This is a genomic window from Streptacidiphilus jeojiensis, assembly GCF_042510965.1.
GTDB classification, from domain to species: domain Bacteria; phylum Actinomycetota; class Actinomycetes; order Streptomycetales; family Streptomycetaceae; genus Streptacidiphilus; species Streptacidiphilus jeojiensis.
Genome location: NZ_JBEUKS010000008.1, coordinates 393456 through 413462, shown reverse-complemented (window position 1 = coordinate 413462; position 20007 = coordinate 393456). Strand labels below are relative to the sequence as shown.

Sequence of the window (20007 nt, the reverse complement as noted above, 5' to 3'; positions counted from 1 at the left end):
TCCGCTGTCAGTGGGGCCGGATAGCGTTCCTGGGGTGAGCCCGAGCACCGCCGACCCCGCCGAACCTCCCCTCAGCAGTCCCGAGCAGCTCAAGCAGCTGCTCGGCATCCCCTTCACCGCGGAGCAGCTGCGCGCCGTCACGGCGCCGCTCGCCCCCGCGGTGATCGTCGCGGGCGCGGGCTCCGGCAAGACCACGGTGATGGCGGCCCGGGTGGTCTGGCTGGTCGGCACCGGGCAGGTCCGCCCCGAGCAGGTGCTGGGGCTGACCTTCACCAACAAGGCCGCCGGCGAGCTGGCCGAGCGGGTGCGCCGGGCACTGGTGCAGGCCGGGGTGGTGGACCTGGAGCCGGCGGACGCCGAGGACGTACTGGGTGAGCCGGAGATCTCCACCTACCACTCCTTCGCCGGGCGGCTGCTCAAGGAGCACGGGCTGCGGATAGGCCTGGAGCCGGACGTCCGACTGCTCGCCGACGCCACCCGCTACCAGCTGGCGGCCCGGGTACTGCGCCAGGCCCCCGGCCCCTACCCCGCGCTGACCAGCGGCTTCTCCACGCTGATCGCCGAACTGCTGACCCTGGACGGCGAACTCTCCGAGCACCTGGTCGAACCGGACCGGCTCCAGGCGTACGACACCGCGCTGCTGGCCGAGCTGGCCACGGCCAAGATCACCAACGAGGAGCTGCGCAAGGTCCCCAGGGCCGCCGCCGCCCGGCTGGAGCTGGCGGACCTGGTGGTCCGCTACCGCCGCCGCAAGGCCGAGGCCGGGCTGATGGACTTCGGCGACCAGATCGCCGCCTGCGCCCGGCTCGCCCAGACCCGCCCCGAGGTCGGCCGGCTGCTGCGGGAGCAGTTCCGGGTGGTGCTGCTGGACGAGTACCAGGACACCTCGGTGGCCCAGCGGCTGCTGCTGGCCGGGCTCTTCGGCGCAAGCGACCACTACGCCGGCGGCCACCCGGTCACCGCCGTCGGCGACCCCTGCCAGGCGATCTACGGCTGGCGCGGCGCCTCGGTCGCCAACCTGGACGACTTCCCGGTGCACTTCCCGTCGGACTCGGGGGTCTCCGCCGCCCGCTACTCGCTCAGCGAGAACCGCCGCAGCGGCGGCCGGCTGCTGGAGTTCGCCAACACCCTGGCCGCGCCGCTCCGCGAGATGCACGAGGGCGTCGAGGCGCTGCGCCCCGCGCCCGGCGCCGAGCGGGACGGCCTGCTGCGCTGCGCCCTGCTGGACACCTACGACCAGGAGGTCGCCTGGCTCGCCGACTCCATCGCCCATCTGGTGCGTACCGGGACGGCGCCCGGCCGGATCGCGGTGCTCTGCCGGGCCGGCCGGGAGCTGTTCCCCGACATCCACGCGGCGCTGGTGGCCAGGGACGTCCCGGTGGAGGTGGTCGGCCTGTCCGGGCTGCTGAACCTGCCCGAGGTCGCCGACCTGGTCTCGGTCTGCGAGGTGCTCCAGGACCCGACCGCCAACGCGGCCCTGGTCCGGCTGCTGGTCGGCCCGCGCTGGCGGATCGGCCCGCGGGACCTGGCCCTGCTCGGCCGGCTCGCCGCCGACCTGGTCCGGGTCGGCGGCGCCGACGAGCAGGACCGGCTGGCCGGCGCCGTCGCCGGCACCGACCCGACCGAGGTGGTCTCCCTGGCCGACGCGCTGGAGACCTTTCTGCGCGCCGACCGCGGCGACCGCGAGGGGGCGCCGGAGCTGCCGTTCTCCGAGGAGGCCCGGGCCCGCTTCGCCCGGATCGCCGCCGAGATACGCGATCTGCGCCGCTCACTGGCCGAGCCGCTGATGGACGTGCTGCACCGGGTGCTGTCCGTGACCGGCCTGGAGGTCGAGCTGTCGGCCTCGCCGCATGCGCTGGCCGCCCGGCGCAAGGAGACCCTGAACGCCTTCCTGGACGTCGCCGCCGGCTTCGCCGACCTGGACGGCGACCCCTCGCTCTCGGCCTTCCTCGGCTTCCTGCGCGCGGCCCAGGAGTACGACCGGGGCCTGGACAACTCGCTGCCGGGCGGGGACGACACCGTGAAGGTGCTCACCGCGCACCGCTCCAAGGGCCTGGAGTGGGATGTCGTCGCCGTTCCCGGTCTGGTCAAGGGGGTCTTCCCGGGGGAGAAGGGGCGGGAGCGGTGGACCAGCCGGGCCGAGGCCCTGCCGCACGAGCTGCGCGGCGACGGCGCGACCCTGCCGGGCACGCCGCCGTGGACCGCCGCCGGGATGAAGGCGTTCACCGCGGAGATGAAGGAGCACGCCGCCACCGAGGAACTGCGGCTCGGGTACGTCGCCTTCACCCGGCCGCGCAACCTGCTGCTCGCCTCCGGGCACTGGTGGGGGCCGACCCAGAAGCGGCGCAGGGGGCCCTCGCCGTTCCTGGAGGAGCTGCGCGAGTACTGCGAGGGCGGTACCGGCGGGGAGATCGAGGCCTGGGCCGAGGCCCCGGAGGAGGACGCCGAGAACCCCTCGCTGACCCGTACCGCCGAGCACCCCTGGCCGCTGCCGCTGGACGGCGCCGCCCAGGCGGCCCGCCGCGAGGCCGGGCTGCGGGTCCTGGCCGGCCTGGCCACGGCGGCGGCCGAGCCTGAGCCCGAGCCGGAGCCCCCGGAGCCGGACGGCTGGGAGCCCGAGCCCGAGTGGGACCCCATGTACGAGGAGGAGTACGGGGCCGAGCGCCAGGCCGCCCCCGCCCCCGGCGCCGGGCTGGCCCCCGAGGACCAGCGGCTGGTCGCCGCCTGGGACCGCGACCTGGAAGCGCTCAGCGGCGAGCTGCTGCGGGCCCGTGCCCGGGTCCGCGACGTCCCGCTGCCGGCCGCGCTCACCGCCTCCCAGGTGCTGCGGCTGGCCGCCGATCCGGACGGCTTCGCCCGCGAACTGGCCCGTCCGATGCCGCGACCGCCGCAGCCGGCCGCCCGCCGGGGCACCCGGTTCCACGCCTGGGTGGAGTCGCGGTTCGAACCGCTGATGCTGCTCGGCGAGGACGACCTCCCCGGCGCCGACGACGACGGAATCGAGGACGAGCGGGATCTGGCCCGGCTGAAAGAGGCTTTCCTGCGCACCCCCTATGCGACCGCGACCCCGTACCGGGTGGAGGCGCCGTTCCAGTTGCTTCTCGCGGGAAGGGTGGTGCGCGGCCGAATCGACGCGGTCTACCGGACCGCGGACGGCGGTTTCGACGTGGTCGACTGGAAGACCAACCAGCGCGAGACCGCCGATCCGCTCCAGCTCGCCGTCTACCGGCTGGCCTGGGCCGAATCCACCGGCACCCCGCTCGAACAGGTCTCCGCCGCATTTCTGTACGTTCGCAGCGGCAGCGTGGTGCGACCGGAGTCACTGCCGGGACGGCCGGAACTGGAGGCTCTGATGAGCGGCATTACTCCAAATGGGCTGTCCATGGGTGGGGGAGCCACGGAAGATTTGTGAAAGGGCTGTGCAGCATGTCCTTTTCGTGCCTAATGTGGAGTCAGAACCGGTCAACTCCAGCCCCGCTCCAGCTCACTGTAAACAAGTGATCAGATCCTCCGTGCCCGCAGGAGATAATGACGTTGAGTGCCGCCGGAAGGTTTCGCCGTCTGACCAATTGGAGCCGCGCCATATTGGTGCTGCCCTTCCTCGGCATTGCCCTGGTGATCGCACTCGACCGTGCCAGCGGAAACCCCGACGTCACTTTCGAACCCGCGCTCACCGCAGGCCCGGCCCTCGCCGCCGTCGTCAGCAGCCGCACCTGGTACCCGCTCGCGGTGGGCGGGGTCACCGTCGCCGCGGCCTTCGGGCTGGCCGCGGCGGACGGCACCCTGAGCCAGTCGGTGCACTCCGCGAGCGTCTTCGCGGTGATCCTGATCGCCGCGATCGGCTCCACCAGCGTGCTGCTGCGCAACCGTCAGGAGCAGGCGCTGGCCGACGCCCGGCTGGTCTCCGAGGTCGCCCAGCGGGTGCTGCTGCGCTCCATCCCGCCCCGGGTCGGCCCGATGCGCACCGCGGTGCACTACGCGGCGGCCGCGGCCCACGCCAGGATCGGCGGCGACCTCTACGAGGTGGTGCAGACCCGCTACGGCGTCCGCGCCGTGATCGGCGACGTGCGCGGCAAGGGGCTGGGGGCGGTCGAGACGGCCGCCGCCGTGCTGGGTGCCTTCCGGGAGGCGGCGCACCAGGAGCCGGCCCTGGACCGGGTCGCCGCCTGGCTCGCCGACAGCCTGCACCGCGCCCTGCACGAGAACGACCACGAGGGCACCGAGGAGGAGTTCGTCACCCTGGTGCTGGTCAGCGTCCGTCCCGACCAGGTCGTCGAGATCGTCAACTGCGGCCACCCGGCCCCGCTGCTGCTGCGCACCGGCGCGCCGGTGCGGGCGCTGGACCCGGTCACCCCGGTCCCGCCGCTGGGCGTGCTGGAGCCGGGGGAGGTCGACCCGCCGGTGCTGGAGCTCCCGCTGCACGACGGTGACCGGATCCTGCTGTTCACCGACGGGGTGATCGAGGCCCGCGACCGCTGGGGCACCTTCTACCCCCTGGTCGACCGGCTGCCGGCGGTCGCCGTCGCCGACGACCCGGCCGAACTGCTGGAGCGGCTGCACGCGGACATCCGGCGGCACGTCGGCCGTCAGCTCGGCGACGACGCCGCCATGCTGCTGCTGCAGTACGCGCCGACGGTCCCGCGGGCGATCGGCCCGGTCCCGGCGCAGGTCGACGGCGAGCGGCAGGTCGACGGCACGGCGCAGGCAGCGCGCCCGCAGCACCCGGGGCGGTTCGGCTTCGTCGGCCACCCGCGCGGCCGCACCTCCCAACGGACCTACGGACACTGACCGGACGTCAGCAGTCGCAGCTCAGGAGCCGCAGCTCAGAGGTCCACCCGTACCAGCAGCGGGCGGTGGTCCGAGAGCCCCAGCGCCGGGGCGTCGCTGCCGAGCACGGCGCTGCGCGGCACCCCGACCGCGAGCACGTGGTCGAACTGCACCGAGGGCCGGTGCGCCGGATAGGTCGGCGTCCTGGCCAGGTCGCGCCAGCCCTGCAGCAGCGCCCGCTGCGGCAGCGCCGTCGCCGGGCGCGGTCGCAGCTGCACGCCCCGGCGGACCCGCAGCCGGCGCTGGATCCGCCTGGCCTCGCGGGCCTCCCGTCCGTGCTCCCGGCGCGGCACCCCGTCCCGGCGCCAGCGCTCGCGGCCCAGGCCGTCGACGATCGCGGCCCCGCCGAGGACGGTGCGGGGCACCGGGCCGATCAGGTTGAAGTCGCCCAGCAGCAGGTAGGGCGCCGGCAGGTCGGAGATCCAGCGGCGGATGCCGGCGAGCTGGCCCATGTTCCAGCCCGGGACGAACGACAGGTGCGCCGCGACCACGGTGAACGGACCGTGGCTGCCCTCCAGGACGGCGGCCAGCGCGGCCCTCGGCTCGTCCGGCACCGGGATCAGCCCGCGCCGCCCGGCGACCCGGAGCGGCAGGCCGAACGGTGCCGGGGCGAAGCGCCGGGCCCGCCAGTGGTGCACCGGCAGCCGGGTGATCAGCGCCGTCCCGTACGAGGGCAGGTCGGCGCCGGTGTCGAGATCCTCGGGACCGTAGGCCAGCCGGTCCGAGGGGGCGTTCTCGTGGATCCAGCCCGCGCCGGGGGCGGGCCGGCCGTGCAGCGCGGCGGCGAAGCGCCAGTCGCCGGCCCCCAGCGCCTTGGCGGCGACGGCCGCCTGGTCGACCAGCCCGGAGCGCTCCTGGTAGCGGTCGACCTCCTGCATGGCCAGGACGTCGGCGTCGAGGGCGGCGACGGCCTCGGCGAGGGGTGCGCCGGGGTCCTCGGGGAGGGGGAGCGGGCTGCCGTCCTCGTCCAGCGGCTGCCCGTGGAGCAGGTTGAAGGTCGCGATGCGGAGAGGGCTCACGCCTAGAACCTAGCGCCTGGGGCCCACCGCTCCGAGCGGGCCCGGACCGCAGGCCGGGGTCCGGCCGCCGGACGTGACGGTGGCCACGGTCGACCGGCGCGATGACGGGCCCGGTCGGAGATCGAACTAGAGTCGACCCATGACGACTTTCCCGGACAGCGCGGTCCGCGACTTCATCGCCGAGCACCGCACCGCCTTCCTCGACGACCTCGCGGCCTGGCTGCGCATCCCCTCGGTCTCCGCCGACCCGGACCGGGCCGCCGCGGTCCGGCAGTCCGCCGAGTGGCTCGCCGCGAAGCTCGGTGAGACCGGCTTCCCGGTGGCCGAGGTGTGGGAGACCCGGGACGGCGGTCTGCCCGCGGTCTTCGCCGAGTGGCCCTCGGGCGACGCCGACGCGCCGACCGTGCTGGTCTACGGGCACCACGACGTGCAGCCGGCCGCCCGCGAGGACGGCTGGGCGACCGACCCGTTCGAGCCGGTGGTGCAGGACGGGCGGATGTTCGCCCGGGGCGCCGCCGACGACAAGGGCCAGGTCTTCTTCCACACCCTGGGGGTGCGGGCGCATCTGGCGGCGACCGGGCGCACCGCCCCCGCGGTCAACCTCAAGCTGCTGATCGAGGGCGAGGAGGAGTCGGGCTCGCCGAACTTCGGCGCGCTGATCCGGGATCGTGCCGACCGGCTGGCGGCGGACGTGGTGATGATCTCCGACACCGGGATGTGGGCCGAGACCACCCCGACCGTCTGCACCGGTATGCGCGGCATGGTGGAGCTGCAGATCGACCTGTTCGGCCCGGCTCAGGACATCCACTCGGGCTCCTTCGGCGGCGCCGTGCCCAACCCGGCCACCGAGGCCGCACGCCTGGTCGCCGGGCTGCACGACGAGGACCGGCGGGTGGCCGTCCCGGGCTTCTACGACGGCGTGGTCGAGCTGACCGCGGAGGAGCGCGGGCTCTTCGCCGAGCTGCCGTTCGACGAGTCGGAGTGGCTGGGGGTGGCGAAGTCCCGGGCCACCCTGGGGGAGAAGGGGTTCAGCACGCTGGAGCGGATCTGGGCCAGGCCGACCGCCGAGGTCAACGGGGTCTACGGCGGCTACACCGGACCGGGCGGCAAGACCATCGTCCCGGCCGAGGCGCACCTCAAGCTGTCCTTCCGGCTGGTCGCCGGGCAGGACGTGGAGCGGGTGCGGCAGGCCGTGGCGGACTGGGTGGCCGACCGGCTGCCGGCCGGTATCCGGCACAGCATCACCTTCACCGGGACCACCCGCCCCTGCCTGACGCCGCTGGACCACCCGGCGCTGCAGTCGGTGGTCCGCTCCATGGGGCGCGCTTTCGAACAGAAGATCAGGTTCACCCGTGAGGGTGGGTCCGGACCTGCGGCCGATTTGCAGGACGTGCTCGGCGCCCCGGTGCTGTTCCTGGGGATCTCGGTCCCCTCGGACGGCTGGCACTCGGTCAACGAGAAGGTCGAGCTCGACCTCCTCGCCAAGGGCGTGGAGACCTCGGCCTACCTCTGGGGCGATCTCGCGGAGCACTGGAACCCGGCCGGGACTTCCTGACTTGTACCGCCGGCGGAATAAGTCGCAGTGGTTGGAACACCATGGTGAGCAGTGATGATCGGGGAGATGGGTACCACGTGACCGTGCAGGAGAAGGCGGGGACCGAGCAGCAGGGACGGCCGGACGCGTACCCGCCGCTGGCGCTGTCCAGGGCCGGGGTCGACCGTGCCGCCGAGCACCGCCAGGACGAACCCTGGCTGGCGGCGGCCTGGAGCCACCCGGACACCAAGGTGCTGGCGGTCGCCGAGGGCCAGGCGTTCGTGATGGACACCGAGCAGGGCACCGAACTGGTGCTGCTGCCCAGCTTCGAGGCACCGGAGGGCGGCGAGCGCTACTTCCTGGGCGTCGACGGGGACGGCACGGCCTACTTCGCGGTCGCGCTGACCGGCGGCACGCTGCCCGGACGGCTGGACGGCGACGCCCGTACCGCGGGCCTGCGCGAGGTCGGCGCGCTGCTGGCGGACCGGGACGCGGGACTGCTGGTGCACGCCGTGGCGCTGGAGAACTGGCACCGCTCGCACCGCTTCTGCTCACGCTGCGGGCACCCCACCGTCCCGGCGCTGGCCGGGCACGTGCGGCGCTGCACCTCCTGCGCGCACGAGCACTACCCGCGCACCGACCCGGCGGTGATCATGATGATCACCGACGGGCAGGACCGGGCCCTGCTGGGCCGTCAGGCGCTGTGGCCGGAGGGGCGCTACTCGACCCTGGCCGGCTTCGTGGAGCCGGGCGAGTCGCTGGAGCAGGCGGTGGCCCGCGAGGTCGCCGAGGAGGCCGGGGTCCGGGTGGACCCCGACTCGGTGAACTACGTGGCCAGCCAGCCCTGGCCGTTCCCGTCCAGCCTGATGCTGGGCTTCATGGGGCGCGCCGACGACAGCGACGGCGGCACCGAGATCACCGTCGACGGCGAGGAGCTCTCCGAGGCCCGCTGGTTCAGCCGCGAGGAGCTCAGGACGGGGATGGAGGACGGCACGGTGCTGCCGCCCTCCGGGATCTCGATCGCCCGTCGGCTGGTGGAGCTCTGGTACGGCGGCCCGTTGCCGGAGTCCGCCCGCTGGTAGTCGGGTAGTGGCTGGTAGTCAGTTAGTGGGGTAGTGAGAGTCAGGGGTGCGCGCCCCTGATGTGCTTCAGGCGCCGTGTTCACCCGAAGGGCGGACACGGCGTCGCCGGGTTCCGCCCACGACGGCGGGTTCGGGAGCGAACTCCGGGACCGCCTCGCCGGTGCCCGGCTCCGCGTCGGGGTCGGTCGGCTGCACGGCGAGGACGCAGGTCACCGTCTTCCCGGTGAGCCGGACCACCACCTCCCAGCTCTCGACCAGCATCCCGACGATGGCCAGTCCGCGTCCGCTCTGGGCGTCCTCGGCCGCGTCCCTGGGCACCGGCAGCGACGTGCCCTCGTCGGTGACGGCGATCCGCAGGTGCCGGCCGGTCAGCGCCAGCGTCAGGTCTACCGGACCGCGGCCGTACTGCAGGGCGTTGGTGACCAGTTCGGAGACCACCGTCTCCGCGCTGTCGACCAGGTCGTGCGCGTCCCAGGCCGCCAGTGCGGTACGGGTGATCCGCCGGGCGTGGCGGACGTTCTGCAGGTGGGGAGGGAAGGAGGCGATCGCGGCCCAGGCTCTCCGGTTGGTCATCGTGGCTGCTCCGGCCGTGCGAGGTGGCTGATGGCTGGGGACTGCCCCGGATTGCTGCATTCGGGGCATGGATAGGGATAGCACGCAAGTGGTTGGATGGAGTGGTATTACGCCAATCTTGACTTATGTTGGCTGGTTTCTCGGATGTCGCGCAAGCCGAATGGCTACATTCGCTGAGTGAACATTTCTCGTGGCCCGGGACAGGCCCCCAAATACCAGCGACTGGCTGCGGATCTGCGTCGCCGGATCATGACCGGAGAGTGGCAGGGCGGGGAGCCGCTGCCGGTGGAAAGCGAGCTGGAAAATCAATACGGGGTAGCTCGTAATACTGTCCGACTAGCAGTTGATGTGCTGGTCAATGAGGGTCTTCTGGTCCGGGTCCAGGGAAAAGGCACCTATCTCAAGGACCATCCGGTCCTGGATCACCACGCATATCGGGCTCCGGTCGATCCGGCGTTCGAAACTCCGCTCACTCCGCCCTCCCAGTCGTATGCGCAGGAGGCGGAGCGGGCCGGGCGGAAACTGACGGCCGACTTCCAGATGCTGATCGTACGAGCGACCACTGACATCACCGATCGGCTGCGGATCAAGGCCGGTGAGGCGGTGGTGCTCCGGCGGGTGCTGCGGCACATGGACGGCGAACCCTGGTCCATCGAGGAGAGCCACTACCCGGTCGCCCTCGCCGCCAGTACCGCGCTGATGGACCCGGACCCGGTCGAGGGCGGCGACGAGGTCGCGCTGGGGTCGGCGGGCCATGTGGAGATCGGCTGCGTGGACGAACTGGCCGCGCGGATGCCCAATCCGGAGGAGGCGCAGTGGTTCCAGGCGGGCCCCGGGGTCCCGCTGCTGGTGCAGCTGCGGACCGGCTTCACCGAGTCGGGCCCGATCCGGGTGACCGAGACCCGCTACTGCGCCGACCGCAACCGCCTGGTGTACTCGCTCGGACGACGGACCGGGGAGTAGCCGACCGGTCACCGGGCAGCGAACAGCCCCGCCGCGGCACGGCCGCGCGGCGGGGCTGGTGTGTCTCCGGGCGCGGCCTCAGGCCGCGAGCTTGGCCTTGACCTGGGCCAGCGAGGGGTTGGTCAGCGCGGAGCCGTCCGGGAAGAGTACGGTCGGCACGGTCTGGTTGCCGTCGTTGACCTTCTCGACGAAGGCGGCCGAGTCCGGGTCGTGCTCGATGTTGACCTCGGTGTAGCCGATGCCCTCGCGGTCGAGCTGGGTCTTCAGCCGACGGCAGTAACCGCACCAGGTGGTGCTGTACATGGTGATCGTGGCGGGCATCGAGGTCGCTCCTTCGTCATTCGGTCGACAGACGTCCGTCCAACGCCTGCGGCGGGTGGAACATTCCACTTCCTATCTACACACCGGGCCTGTGGACAACAGGGCGGGGCCGTCGGCAGGACTTGAGAGGATGGGCGCATGCAGGTTCAGCTCCCGGGCGCCCAGCCCTTCCCCCCGCAGGACGCCGACGCCGTGCTGGCCGGGCTCGACCCGGAGCAGCGTGCCGTCGCCACCGCCCTCAGCGGTCCCGTGTGCGTCCTCGCCGGCGCCGGGACGGGGAAGACCCGGGCGATCACCCACCGGATCGCCTACGGCGTCCGCAGCGGGGTGATGCAGCCGCAGCGGGTGCTCGCGGTCACCTTCACCGCGCGGGCGGCCGGGGAGATGCGCGGGCGGCTGCGCCAGCTGGGCGCCGAGGGGGTCCAGGCCAGGACCTTCCACTCGGCCGCGCTGCGCCAGCTGCAGTACTTCTGGCCGCGGGTGGTCGGCGGGGAGCTGCCGCGGCTGGTGGAGCGCAAGGTCCAGCTGGTCGCCGAGGCCGCGGCGCGCTGCCGGCTCCGGCTGGAGCGCACCGAACTGCGGGACCTGACCGGCGAGATCGAGTGGGCCAAGGTCACCCAGACCGTCCCCGAGGACTATCCGGCCGCGGCCCGCCTGGCCGGCCGCGAGGCGCCGCGGGATCCGGCCGAGATCCGCCAGGTCTACAAGGTCTACGAGGAGTTGAAGCGGGACCGCGGCGTCATCGACTTCGAGGACGTGCTGCTGCTCGCGGTCGGCGTGCTGGAGGACCGGGCCGAGGTCGCCGAGCAGGTCAGGGCCCAGTACCAGCACTTCGTGGTGGACGAGTACCAGGACGTCTCGCCGCTGCAGCAGCGGTTGCTGGACCTCTGGCTCGGCCCGCGCTCCAGCCTCTGTGTGGTCGGCGACGCCAGTCAGACCATCTACTCCTTCACCGGCGCCACCCCGTCCTACCTGCTCGGCTTCCGGGAGAAGCACCCCGACGCCACGGTGGTGAAGCTGGTCCGCGACTACCGGTCCACCCCGCAGGTGGTGCACCTCGCCAACGGACTGCTCGCCCAGGCCAGGGGGCGGGCCGCGGCGGGCCGGCTGGAGCTGGTCTCGCAGCGCGAGGCCGGCCCGGACCCGGTCTACAGCGAGTACCAGGACGAGCCGGCCGAGGCGGAGGGCACCGCCAGGAAGGTCCAGGCCCTGCTCGCCGCCGGGGTGCGGGCCAGCGAGATCGCGGTGCTGTTCCGGATCAACGGGCAGTCCGCGGTCTACGAGCAGGCCCTTGCCGACCTCGGCATCGCCTACCAGCTGCGCGGGGCGGAGCGCTTCTTCGAGCGCCCGGAGGTGCGCGAGGCGGGGATGCTGCTCCGCGGCGCGGCCCGGGGCAGCACCGATCCGCTGCTCGACGGCGCCCCGGAGAGCCTGGCCGAGCAGGTCCGTGCGGTGCTCTCCACCCGGGGCTTCACCGCCCAGCCGCCGAGCGGGTCGGGCGCGGTGCGCGAGCGCTGGGAGTCCCTGGCCGCGCTGGTCCGGCTCGGCGAGGAGTTCGAGGCGGCCCAGTCGGCGGCCGGGCTGCCCGCCGACCTGTCGGCCTACGTCACCGAGCTCGACGCCCGGGCCGCGGCCCAGCACGCCCCGGCCGTCGAGGGGGTCACCCTCGCCTCGCTGCACTCGGCCAAGGGTCTGGAGTGGGACGCGGTGTTCCTGGTCGGACTCACCGAGGGCATGCTGCCGATCACCTACGCCAGGACCGACGAGCAGATCGAGGAGGAGCGCCGGCTGCTCTACGTCGGGGTGACCCGGGCCCGGGCGCACCTCGGCCTGTCCTGGGCCCTGGCCCGCTCGCCCGGCGGCCGGGCCAGCCGCCAGCCGTCGCGCTTCCTGGACGGGCTGCGCCCCGGCACTCCGGCGCGGGCCGCGCGCGGGGTCGGCGGCGGCCGCGGGTCGATCGTCGAAGGCGGCAACGGGCGCGGTCCGGCCGCGGTCCGCCGGAACAGGGCCCCGTTGAAGTGCCGGGTCTGCGGCCGGGTGCTCACCGAGGCGGTGGAGCGCAAGCTGCGCCGCTGCGAGGGCTGCCCGTCCGAGCTGGACGAGGGCCTGTACGAGCGGCTCCGCGACTGGCGCGGCGAGCAGGCCAGGCTGCAGAGCCTCCCGGCCTACTGCGTCTTCACCGACGCGACGCTGGTCGCCATCGCCGAGGACGCCCCCGGATCGGTCGCCGAACTGGCCGGAATCGCAGGAGTGGGCCGGGCGAAGCTGGACAAGTACGGGGCCGCCGTGCTGTCGTTGTGTCGCGGGGAGTCTCCGGACGCCTCCGCGCCCGTTGAGGGGCAGCCGGAAGAACCAGACGAATCGGACGACATTCCGGACCTCTGGGACGAGAAAGACACCGGAGAGAACTCGCCGGAAAAATAGTTTGCGCCCGCAGCGCGGAGCACACTAGCGTGCCGGAGACGGTTGAGAACGAAGCCGTCACCAGCACCACTGGCACCACCAGTAACACCGCACCACAGCACCATCGCACCACCAAGACAACTGACCATCGAGGATCCTGGCCCGCCCGGATCCGAGCACGCCGAGAGGAGGCGGACATTGTGAAGACAACCCTGATCAAACTGACTGGTCGGCCCATGACCGCCGCCTGCCTTGGCGTGCCCGCCGCCCTGCTGTCCATCCCTGCCCCGATTCTGGGCGGTTTTGGTGGCTTTGGCGCCGGCTCCGACACCACCGGTGTCGAAGGCGGACTGGCGACGTGGATGACGATGCGCGATGAGCGACCGATGTCGGCATCCGTAGCAGCAGTCGAGGCCAATAACGGTCGCGTCTATGCAGCGGGTGCCGGAAACCACCAGCAGTACCACGCAAGCAAGGCCTTCCGCGGGCCTGAACCCTGGAGAGATCGACCCTGATCATGTGTCAGGTCGCCTTCCAGGGCCGCGGATTCCCACTCGGGAACCGCGGCCCTTCTGTTTTTTGAGCAACGAGAAAGAGGACAACGTGTCACCGGTGACCAGCCCGACCGCCCCGTACGCGCCCACCGCTTCGCCCACCGAGCAGGCTCACCCCCCGGAGGTACCACCTATGCAGCTCACCGCGTTCGACGACGCCGACACCCTCGGCGCCCCCATCCCGTGCCACTCGCTCGACCCCGAGGTCTTCTTCGCCGAGACCCCCGCCGACGTCGAGTACGCCAAGTCCCTCTGCGGGACCTGTCCGGTCAAGGCGTCCTGCCTGCAGGGCGCGCTCGAGCGCCGCGAGCCCTGGGGCGTCTGGGGCGGCGAGCTCTTCGTCCAGGGCGTCGTGGTCGCCCGGAAGCGGCCCCGTGGCCGTCCGCGCAAGAACGAGGTCGTCGCGTGACCGCCCGGCACACCCCCGCGAACGCTCTGCGGAGGTCCGTGCGGGAGGCAACCGCCAAGTCCGACCAGGCCGCACCCGCAGCCTTCCATCCGTCCATCGATCCGACGTCCGACAAGCAGGCCCTGATGTCCCAGCCCAGCAGCTCCGCCACCGACACCCGCCCGGGTACCGACCCGGCCACCACTCCCCTGAGGACCCTCCACATGCAACTCATGCCCGAAGCCCTGGCTCGTCTCCATACTCAGCAACGCCTCCAGGAGGCCGAGCACGAACGGCTGGTGCGCGCCGTCCAGCTCAGACAGCGCGCCGAGCGGATGACCCTGAAGGCGCGCAAGGCGCTCGCCGCCGTGGTCATGCAGTAACAGCAGTACCCACGAGAACAGCAGTCAGAAGAGCAGTACGCACGACACACACCACATCACTACCGAGCAGGCCCGGAACCCACCGCGGTTCCGGGCCTGCGGGCTGTCGGCGAGCCCTCAGGCGTCGGCCTCGGCCCAGTCCTCGGCCTCGGCGAAGCCCGGCAGCCACTCCAGCAGCTCGCCGCGCAGCCGTGCGGTCGCGTCCAACTGGCAGAGCACGCCGATGGTGCTCAGGGTCACCCGGTGGATCAGCAGGTAGGCCGGCGGCAGGTTCAGCTGGCGGCCCAGGGCGTAGGCGGGCGAGCGCGGGTCGCCGACCCGGGCCGCCTGCGAGCGCATCCAGCTGCGGGTGAAGTGGAAGTCGTCGACCGCGGCCGGCTCGATGATCGGCAGCACGTAGTCGAGCACGGCCGCCGGGTCGAGGTCGATCGACGCCTTGACGAAGCCCTCCTGCCGCAGCATCTCCAGCACCCCGGCGGCGTCCCCGGCGAGCGCCATCCGCAGGGCGGTGCCTATCGGCAGCGGCAGCCCCTCGGGCAGCCGGTCCACGGTGCCGAAGTCCAGCACGCCCAGCCGCCAGTCCTCGGCCGGGCCGTCGTCGACCAGCAGCCGGAAGTTGCCCGGGTGCGGATCGGCGTGCAGCAGTCCGGTACGGGCGGGTCCGGCGAAGAGGAAGCGGGCCAGCAGCTGCCCGGCCCGGTCGCGCTGCTCCCGGGTGCCGTTGCTGATCACCTCGGACAGCGGGACGCCGTCCATCCACTCGGTGACCAGGACCTGGTCGCCCTGGGCCACCACACCGGGGACCCGGATGTCCCAGTCGTCGGCGAACTCCTCGGCGTGGATCCGCTGGGACTGCGCCTCCAGGCCGTAGTCCAACTCCTCGGTGACCCGGTTGCGCAGCTCGCTGATCAGCGGCTTCACATCGAGCCCGGGGATCAGCGGCCCGATCAGCCGGGCCACCCGGCCGAGCTGGGTCAGATCCGAGAGCAGTGCGTCGCCGGCCCCGGGGTACTGCACCTTCACCGCGACCTCGCGGCCGTCGTGCCAGATCGCATGGTGCACCTGGCCGATCGAGGCGGCGGCGGCCGGCTTGTCGTCGAACTCCAGGAACAGATCGCGCCAGTCCGAACCGAGCCGCTCGGCGAGCACGGTGTGGACGGAGCCGGCCGGCATCGGCGGCGCGGCCTCCTGCAGCTTGGTCAGCGCGGCCCGGTAGGGTCCGGCCACCTCCTCGGGGAGCGCGGCCTCGAAGACCGACAGGGCCTGGCCGAATTTCATCGCCCCGCCCTTGAGCTCGCCGAGGACGCGGAACAACTGGTCGGCGGTGCGCTGCTGCATCTCGGCGGCGACGACGTCGGCCGGGCGACCGCCGATGCGCTTGCCGAGGCCCAGCGTGGCCCGACCCGCCATCCCCAGCGGGAGGGCGGCGAGCTTGGCCGTACGGGTCACGGCTTTACGCGGAAGATCGCTCACGCATGCCTCCCAGTCGATGGGCGAGGGTTGCCATCATTGTCCCCCAGTGCTTCGGTCGGCCCAGCGGCAGCCGCAGTCCGGGTGCGGGTCGAGCGGTCGGCGCCGCATCGAGCCGTCCACCATGGAGACCTCGGCCCACCCGCCCAGGCTAGGGGGTGATCCGCCGTCGAGGAACATCAGGCAGTGCAGGGCGGCCAGCCCGGCCACCGTCGTGGCGAGAGCGGTGTCGCAGGGGGCGCTGCCGCCGCTGCCCCCGCTGCCGGGTCCGCCGTTCCGCCCCGAGCAGTGCTGCGCCAGCAGCCGGGGCCAGGCCGGGTCCTCGTCGGCCCGGTGCAGGGAGAGGCAGCGGCCACAGCCGGTGCTGCCGGGCAGGACGAACGGGCCCACCGTGCCCAGGGTCTCCAGCACCCCGGCGTAGAGGTGCGGGATGCCGGAGGTGAGCAGTTCCCGGCCGACCTCCGGGTCGGCGAGCAGCCCGGCGGAGTCCCCGCGCGGCGCCACCACGACCAGGTCGGGAGCGCGGTCGCCGTCCTCGCCGCCGCTGCGGTCGTCCGGGCGCCCGGGGGCGGCCCGGCGCACCGCCGCCCGGGCGGCCGCGGCCCGGTAGCGGCCGGTGTCGCCGACCAGCAGTCCGCAGGGCGAGGTGTCCTGCTCCCTGACCCGACCCCCGTCCACCACCTCCACCTGGCCGACCCCGGCCGCGGCCAGGACCGCGGCGACGGCCGCGCCGATCCGGCCGGCCCCGCGGACCTGGACCCTGGCCCTGCGCCGGGCCAGCAGCAGTGCCGGGGCGCTGCCGGGGGCCGGGTGCGCCAGTGAGAGCGCGGCGAGGTCGGGCTGCAGCCGGGCCAGTTCCGGCGGGGGGAGTTCCAGCAGGTCGCGATGGGCCGAGGTGTCGTCCAGCACGCTGGAGGCGCCCAGCTCGGACAGCAGACTGTCGACCCGTTCCGGCGGGATCCCCAGCCTGGCCGCCTCGTCGGCCAGGGCCGGCAGCTCCCTGGTGCCGTCGAGCAGGTCCAGGAAAGCGGCCTCGCCCGGATCGGCCGCGGTGACCAGGGAGGTGTGCGCCCGGCCGACGCCGAACTGCAGCGTGCTGCGGTCGCGCCAGGCCCGGCGCAGAGCGGGTTTGAGGCAGGGGCGCATGGCACTCCTCCGTGGTTCGCGGCGGTTCTTCGGTGCCCCGAGCATGCCCGGGACGGCTCGATCGTGCGGAAAGTTATCCACAGCCTCGGGATGATGATCGGAGGAACTGTGGACCGGTCTGTCGGATCTGGCGAGATCTGTCCGGATTTAAGGGTGTGAGACCGCCGACGCTGGGGTCTCAATTCGGCCAGGAGGGAGGACTTCTGTCACTGCCACCGGGTAACGTCTGGCGGGTGGCAGCCGGACCGGATTCCCGTCCTCCTGTGCCGCGTCGGCGCGCTCCGGAAGCCTCGGGGGAGAGCGCCGCGGCGCAGGACGTAGAGGTGCGCCGGAGCGCACGCCGCAGCCGCACCGTGTCCGCCTATCGCGAGGGCGACCGGACCGTGGTGCTGATCCCGGCCCGGATGTCGGCGGCCGAGGAGAAGCGCTGGGTCGCCCAGATGCTGGACAAACTCGCAGCTCAGGAGAGTCGCCAGGTCCTCGGCGACGACGCCCTGGTGACCCGGGCCGCCGACCTCTCGTCCCGTTACCTGGACGGCCGGGCCGTCCCGGTGAGCGTTCGCTGGGTCACCAACCAGAACACCCGCTGGGGCTCCTGCACCCCGGTGGAGGGCACCATCAGGCTGTCCCACCGGCTGCAGGGGATGCCCGAGTACGTCGTCGAGTACGTGCTGCTGCACGAGCTGGCGCATCTGCTGGTGGCCGACCACGGCCCCCGGTTCTGGGCGCTGCTCGCCGGGTATCCGCGTACCGAGCGGGCCCGCGGATACCTGGAGGGCGTGGTGGCGGCGGCCCGCCTGCCGCACGTGCCCGGACCCCGGCAGGAGTCCGAGCCGCAGGGCCTCGGCGACTGCGGCTGAGACTCCGGACCGGGGCGGTTCAGTGCCCCGGCCGGCTCAGCCCAGCAGCTTGCGGGCCCGTGCCACCAGGACCCGCACCGACCTGTCGGTCAGCTCGGGCAGTTCGTCGTAGCCGAACCAGCGCAGCTCCAGTGACTCCTCGCTGATCCGCTCCACCGCGTCCGGCGGGGCCAGGACCAGGTACTGGACGTCGAGATGGGTGTTCTCGGGCTGGTCCTTGCCGGCGCAGCGGACCGCATGGCGGTCCAGCTTCACCGGGGCGGGGGCGCCGACCGGATACGGCGTCAGGCCCGATGCGATCCCCGACTCCTCGACGGCTTCCCGGAGGGCCGCCCCGGCCAGCGTGTCGTCCTCGGGCTCGCAGTGGCCGCCGAGCTGGAGCCAGAGCCCCACCTTCGGATGCAGCGTCAGCAGCACGCGCCCGCGTTCGACGTCCACCACCAGCGCACTCGCGGTGATGTGCGCCGGGCGGCAGGACCGCCAGACCCCCTCCGGCCGGGCCTCCAGGTGGTCGAGGTAGTCGCGCCGGAGCAGTTCCTCCTCGTCGTCGGGAGCGGCCCACTCCCGCAGGGTGCGGACCGTGTCGGCATGCAGCTGACCGCTCACGCCTTCCCCCCGTCGCCCTGGTCGTCCTTGCCGCCGTCGTCGCCGTGCTCGTCCTTGCCGGCGTTCCTGTCGTCGGCGGCAGCGGCCTTGCCCAGCATCTCGTCCAGCTTGCTGAAGTCGATGCCGTCCTCGGCGGCGGACTGGTCGTCGCGGTGCACGAAGCCGTCCGGGTCGTCCAGGTCCTTGGTGGTCGGCAGCATGTCGGGGTGCTCCCACAGGGCGTCCCGGCCGTCGGTGCCCCGGGCGTCGGCGAGCGAGGCCCACAGCCGGGCGGCGTCCCGCAGCCGGCGCGGCCGCAGCTCCAGCCCGACCAGGGTGGCGAAGGTCTGCTCGGCCGGCCCGCCGGTGGCCCGGCGGCGGCGCAGGGTCTCCCGCAGCGCGGCGGCGTGCGGCAGGTGCGGGGCCGCTGCGGCGTGCACCACCGCGTCCACCCAGCCCTCGACCAGGGCCAGCGCGGTCTCCAGGCGAGCCAGCGCGGCCTTCTGCTCGGGGGTGTCCTCGGGCTGGAACAGACCGCCGGCCATCGCCTCCTGCATGGACTCCGGGTTGCTCGGGTCGATCTGGCCGACCAGGTCCTCCAGCCGGCTCGCGTCGACCTTGATCCCGCGGGCATAGGCCTCGACGGCGCCGAAGAGGTGCTGCCGCAGCCACGGGACATGGGCGAAGAGCCGCTGGTGGGCGGCCTCGCGCAGGGCCAGGTACAGCCGGATCTCGTCGGCCGGCACCTCCAGCCCCTCGCCGAAGGCCTCGATGTTCTGCGGCAGCAGCGCGGCCTTGCCGGCCGGGCCGAGCGGCAGGCCGACATCGCTGGAGCCGACCACCTCGGCGGCCAGCGCGCCCAGCGCCTGGCCGATCTGCGAGCCGAACATCGCGCCGCCCATGCTGCGCATCACCCCGAGCAGCGGGCCGGCCATGGCCTGCATCTCCTCGGGCACCACCCCGCCCATGGCGTTGGCGACCCGCTCGGCCACCGGGTCGACCAGTTCCTTCCAGGCCGGCAGGGTGGCCTCGATCCACTCCGCCCGGCTCCAGGCGACCGCGCTGTTGGCGCCCACCGCGAGCGAGGTGGCGGAGTCCAGCCAGAGTTCGGCGAGCCGCATCGCCTCGGCGACCGCGGTCCGCTCGGCCTCACCCACCGAACGGTCCTTCGAGCCGTCCTCGGCGCCCTGCACCACCGCCTGCCGGGCCAGGTCCTTGGCGAGGTCCCAGTTCACCGGGCCGCCGTCGAACGAGAGCATCTGGCCCAGCTGCTGGAAGGCCGCCCCCAGGTCACCGGGGTTCATCGCGCCGAAGAGGCCTTCGAGCGGATTGCCCGATCCGCCGCCGGGCATCCCGGGCAGACCGCCGAAGAACCCGAACGGGTTGGCCGGGCCGCCCGGGCCCGATCCGCCGGAACCCGAACCCGGTACCGATCCGGAGCCCGACCCCGATCCGGAGTCCGACCCCGAGCCTGATCCTGAGCCGCCCGAGCCGGAGCCCTTGCCGCTCTCCTTGCCGTCCTCGGGTCCCTCATCAGGCTCGTTGCTGCCTGTGGGGCCGAAGCCGAAGGGGAAGTCGTTCACGAGCTGCCTCGATCTCGTCGGCCGTCGCGTCCGAGCGGCGGGGAGGGTGCGCCCGGGCCCGCGGCGGCTGCAACGGGGCGGGTGGTTTCCGGTCACTGCCGGGCACCACCGTGCCGGGTGCACCGCCGCACCCTTGCCTCGGGCAGGATGGTCGATACGTGACACGCACGTACGCATCACACGTACGCATCAAAATTAACCGTGAAGGAGAGCCGGTGAGTTCCCCACCTTCGCACGTTCGCTCTGGGCTGACCGCCGATGGGCCGACCGTCGAGCAGTACGGCCCGGCGGACGCGGAGGTCGCGGCGCCCGAGTA

General features: G+C 73.1%; 17 protein-coding genes and 1 pseudogene. 11 read left to right on the top strand and 7 right to left on the bottom strand.

Annotated elements, in window-relative coordinates; all coding sequences use genetic code 11:
- The first annotated feature begins 4 nt into the window (after positions 1-4).
- Together ABUW04_RS24055 and ABUW04_RS24050 are read left to right on the top strand one after the other, a co-directional pair.
- Complete coding sequence (locus tag ABUW04_RS24055) at positions 5-3412, top strand: UvrD-helicase domain-containing protein (RefSeq protein WP_380566564.1); 3408 nt, start codon at positions 5-7, stop codon at positions 3410-3412.
- 203 nt (positions 3413-3615) lie between these two features.
- The gene (locus ABUW04_RS24050; protein ID WP_198037526.1) at positions 3616-4788 is read left to right on the top strand and encodes a PP2C family protein-serine/threonine phosphatase; all 1173 of its coding nucleotides are present in this window, start codon (positions 3616-3618) and stop codon (positions 4786-4788) included.
- A gap of 35 nt (positions 4789-4823) precedes the next feature.
- Here the strand turns inward: ABUW04_RS24050 and ABUW04_RS24045 are convergent, their stop codons facing one another.
- Entirely contained in the window at positions 4824-5846 is a 1023-nt protein-coding gene (locus tag ABUW04_RS24045; protein WP_380566539.1) for an endonuclease/exonuclease/phosphatase family protein, read from the bottom strand.
- A gap of 139 nt (positions 5847-5985) precedes the next feature.
- Between ABUW04_RS24045 and ABUW04_RS24040 the strand changes: the two genes are divergently transcribed.
- Both ABUW04_RS24040 and nudC read left to right on the top strand, forming a co-directional pair.
- Complete coding sequence (locus ABUW04_RS24040; RefSeq protein ID WP_380566538.1) at positions 5986-7401, top strand: dipeptidase; 1416 nt, start codon at positions 5986-5988, stop codon at positions 7399-7401.
- 137 nt (positions 7402-7538) lie between these two features.
- Positions 7539-8462, top strand: a complete 924-nt coding sequence (gene nudC / locus ABUW04_RS24035) for an NAD(+) diphosphatase (RefSeq protein WP_232242371.1) — start codon at positions 7539-7541, stop codon at positions 8460-8462.
- 66 nt (positions 8463-8528) lie between these two features.
- On the opposite strand, the gene ABUW04_RS24030 is transcribed toward nudC, so the two are convergent.
- A complete protein-coding gene (locus ABUW04_RS24030) occupies positions 8529-9035 on the bottom strand; it encodes an ATP-binding protein (RefSeq protein WP_380566537.1) in 507 nt (168 codons plus the stop codon).
- Between the two features lie 177 nt (positions 9036-9212).
- Between ABUW04_RS24030 and ABUW04_RS24025 the strand changes: the two are divergent.
- Positions 9213-9422: pseudogene (locus ABUW04_RS24025) on the top strand (GntR family transcriptional regulator); the annotation flags it as partial.
- A 153-nt stretch (positions 9423-9575) separates the two neighbouring features.
- Positions 9576-9998 carry a UTRA domain-containing protein gene (locus ABUW04_RS24020; RefSeq protein WP_030257567.1) on the top strand — a complete coding sequence of 141 codons (423 nt, stop codon included), beginning with the start codon at positions 9576-9578 and terminating at the stop codon, positions 9996-9998.
- Positions 9999-10076: 78 nt separating this feature from the next.
- On the opposite strand, the gene ABUW04_RS24015 is transcribed toward ABUW04_RS24020, so the two are convergent.
- Entirely contained in the window at positions 10077-10319 is a 243-nt protein-coding gene (locus ABUW04_RS24015) for a mycoredoxin (protein WP_030257565.1), read from the bottom strand.
- Positions 10320-10457: 138 nt separating this feature from the next.
- Between ABUW04_RS24015 and ABUW04_RS24010 the strand changes: the two genes are divergently transcribed.
- From ABUW04_RS24010 to ABUW04_RS23995, 4 genes are all read left to right on the top strand, one after another.
- A complete protein-coding gene (locus tag ABUW04_RS24010) occupies positions 10458-12743 on the top strand; it encodes an ATP-dependent DNA helicase UvrD2 (RefSeq protein ID WP_380566536.1) in 2286 nt (761 codons plus the stop codon).
- Between the two features lie 179 nt (positions 12744-12922).
- Positions 12923-13237, top strand: a complete 315-nt coding sequence (locus ABUW04_RS24005) for a hypothetical protein (protein ID WP_157623862.1) — start codon at positions 12923-12925, stop codon at positions 13235-13237.
- Positions 13238-13409: 172 nt separating this feature from the next.
- Positions 13410-13685, top strand: a complete 276-nt coding sequence (locus tag ABUW04_RS24000; protein WP_380566563.1) for a WhiB family transcriptional regulator — start codon at positions 13410-13412, stop codon at positions 13683-13685.
- Between the two features lie 38 nt (positions 13686-13723).
- A complete protein-coding gene (locus tag ABUW04_RS23995) occupies positions 13724-14047 on the top strand; it encodes a hypothetical protein (RefSeq protein ID WP_380566535.1) in 324 nt (107 codons plus the stop codon).
- A 117-nt stretch (positions 14048-14164) separates the two neighbouring features.
- Here the strand turns inward: ABUW04_RS23995 and ABUW04_RS23990 are convergent, their stop codons facing one another.
- Entirely contained in the window at positions 14165-15520 is a 1356-nt protein-coding gene (locus ABUW04_RS23990; RefSeq protein WP_030257555.1) for an ABC1 kinase family protein, read from the bottom strand.
- Between the two features lie 33 nt (positions 15521-15553).
- Entirely contained in the window at positions 15554-16663 is a 1110-nt protein-coding gene (locus ABUW04_RS23985) for a ThiF family adenylyltransferase (RefSeq protein WP_380566534.1), read from the bottom strand.
- A 263-nt stretch (positions 16664-16926) separates the two neighbouring features.
- Here ABUW04_RS23985 and ABUW04_RS23980 point away from each other — a divergent pair, with 263 nt between their 5' ends.
- The gene (locus tag ABUW04_RS23980) at positions 16927-17523 is read left to right on the top strand and encodes a M48 metallopeptidase family protein (protein WP_051725621.1); all 597 of its coding nucleotides are present in this window, start codon (positions 16927-16929) and stop codon (positions 17521-17523) included.
- A 36-nt stretch (positions 17524-17559) separates the two neighbouring features.
- Here ABUW04_RS23980 and ABUW04_RS23975 read toward each other — a convergent pair whose 3' ends face one another.
- Entirely contained in the window at positions 17560-18129 is a 570-nt protein-coding gene (locus ABUW04_RS23975; RefSeq protein WP_232242330.1) for an NUDIX hydrolase, read from the bottom strand.
- Positions 18126-19691 (bottom strand): zinc-dependent metalloprotease, encoded by a 1566-nt coding sequence (locus ABUW04_RS23970; protein ID WP_380566533.1) that lies wholly within the window; start codon positions 19689-19691, stop codon positions 18126-18128. Before ABUW04_RS23970 ends, ABUW04_RS23975 begins: the two co-directional genes overlap by 4 nt.
- Positions 19692-20007: the final 316 nt, after the last annotated feature.

Excerpts from the sequence above, each read along its gene's own strand:
- ABUW04_RS23985 (WP_380566534.1), bottom strand. The coding sequence starts at position 16,663 with ATGCGCCCCTGCCTCAAACCCGCTCTGCGCCGGGCCTGGCGCGACCGC.
- ABUW04_RS24040 (WP_380566538.1), top strand. The coding sequence starts at position 5,986 with ATGACGACTTTCCCGGACAGCGCGGTCCGCGACTTCATCGCCGAGCAC.
- ABUW04_RS24000 (WP_380566563.1), top strand. The coding sequence starts at position 13,410 with ATGCAGCTCACCGCGTTCGACGACGCCGACACCCTCGGCGCCCCCATC.
- ABUW04_RS24010 (WP_380566536.1), top strand. The coding sequence starts at position 10,458 with ATGCAGGTTCAGCTCCCGGGCGCCCAGCCCTTCCCCCCGCAGGACGCC.
- ABUW04_RS24020 (WP_030257567.1), top strand. The coding sequence starts at position 9,576 with ATGCTGATCGTACGAGCGACCACTGACATCACCGATCGGCTGCGGATC.
- ABUW04_RS24030 (WP_380566537.1), bottom strand. The coding sequence starts at position 9,035 with ATGACCAACCGGAGAGCCTGGGCCGCGATCGCCTCCTTCCCTCCCCAC.
- ABUW04_RS24015 (WP_030257565.1), bottom strand. The coding sequence starts at position 10,319 with ATGCCCGCCACGATCACCATGTACAGCACCACCTGGTGCGGTTACTGC.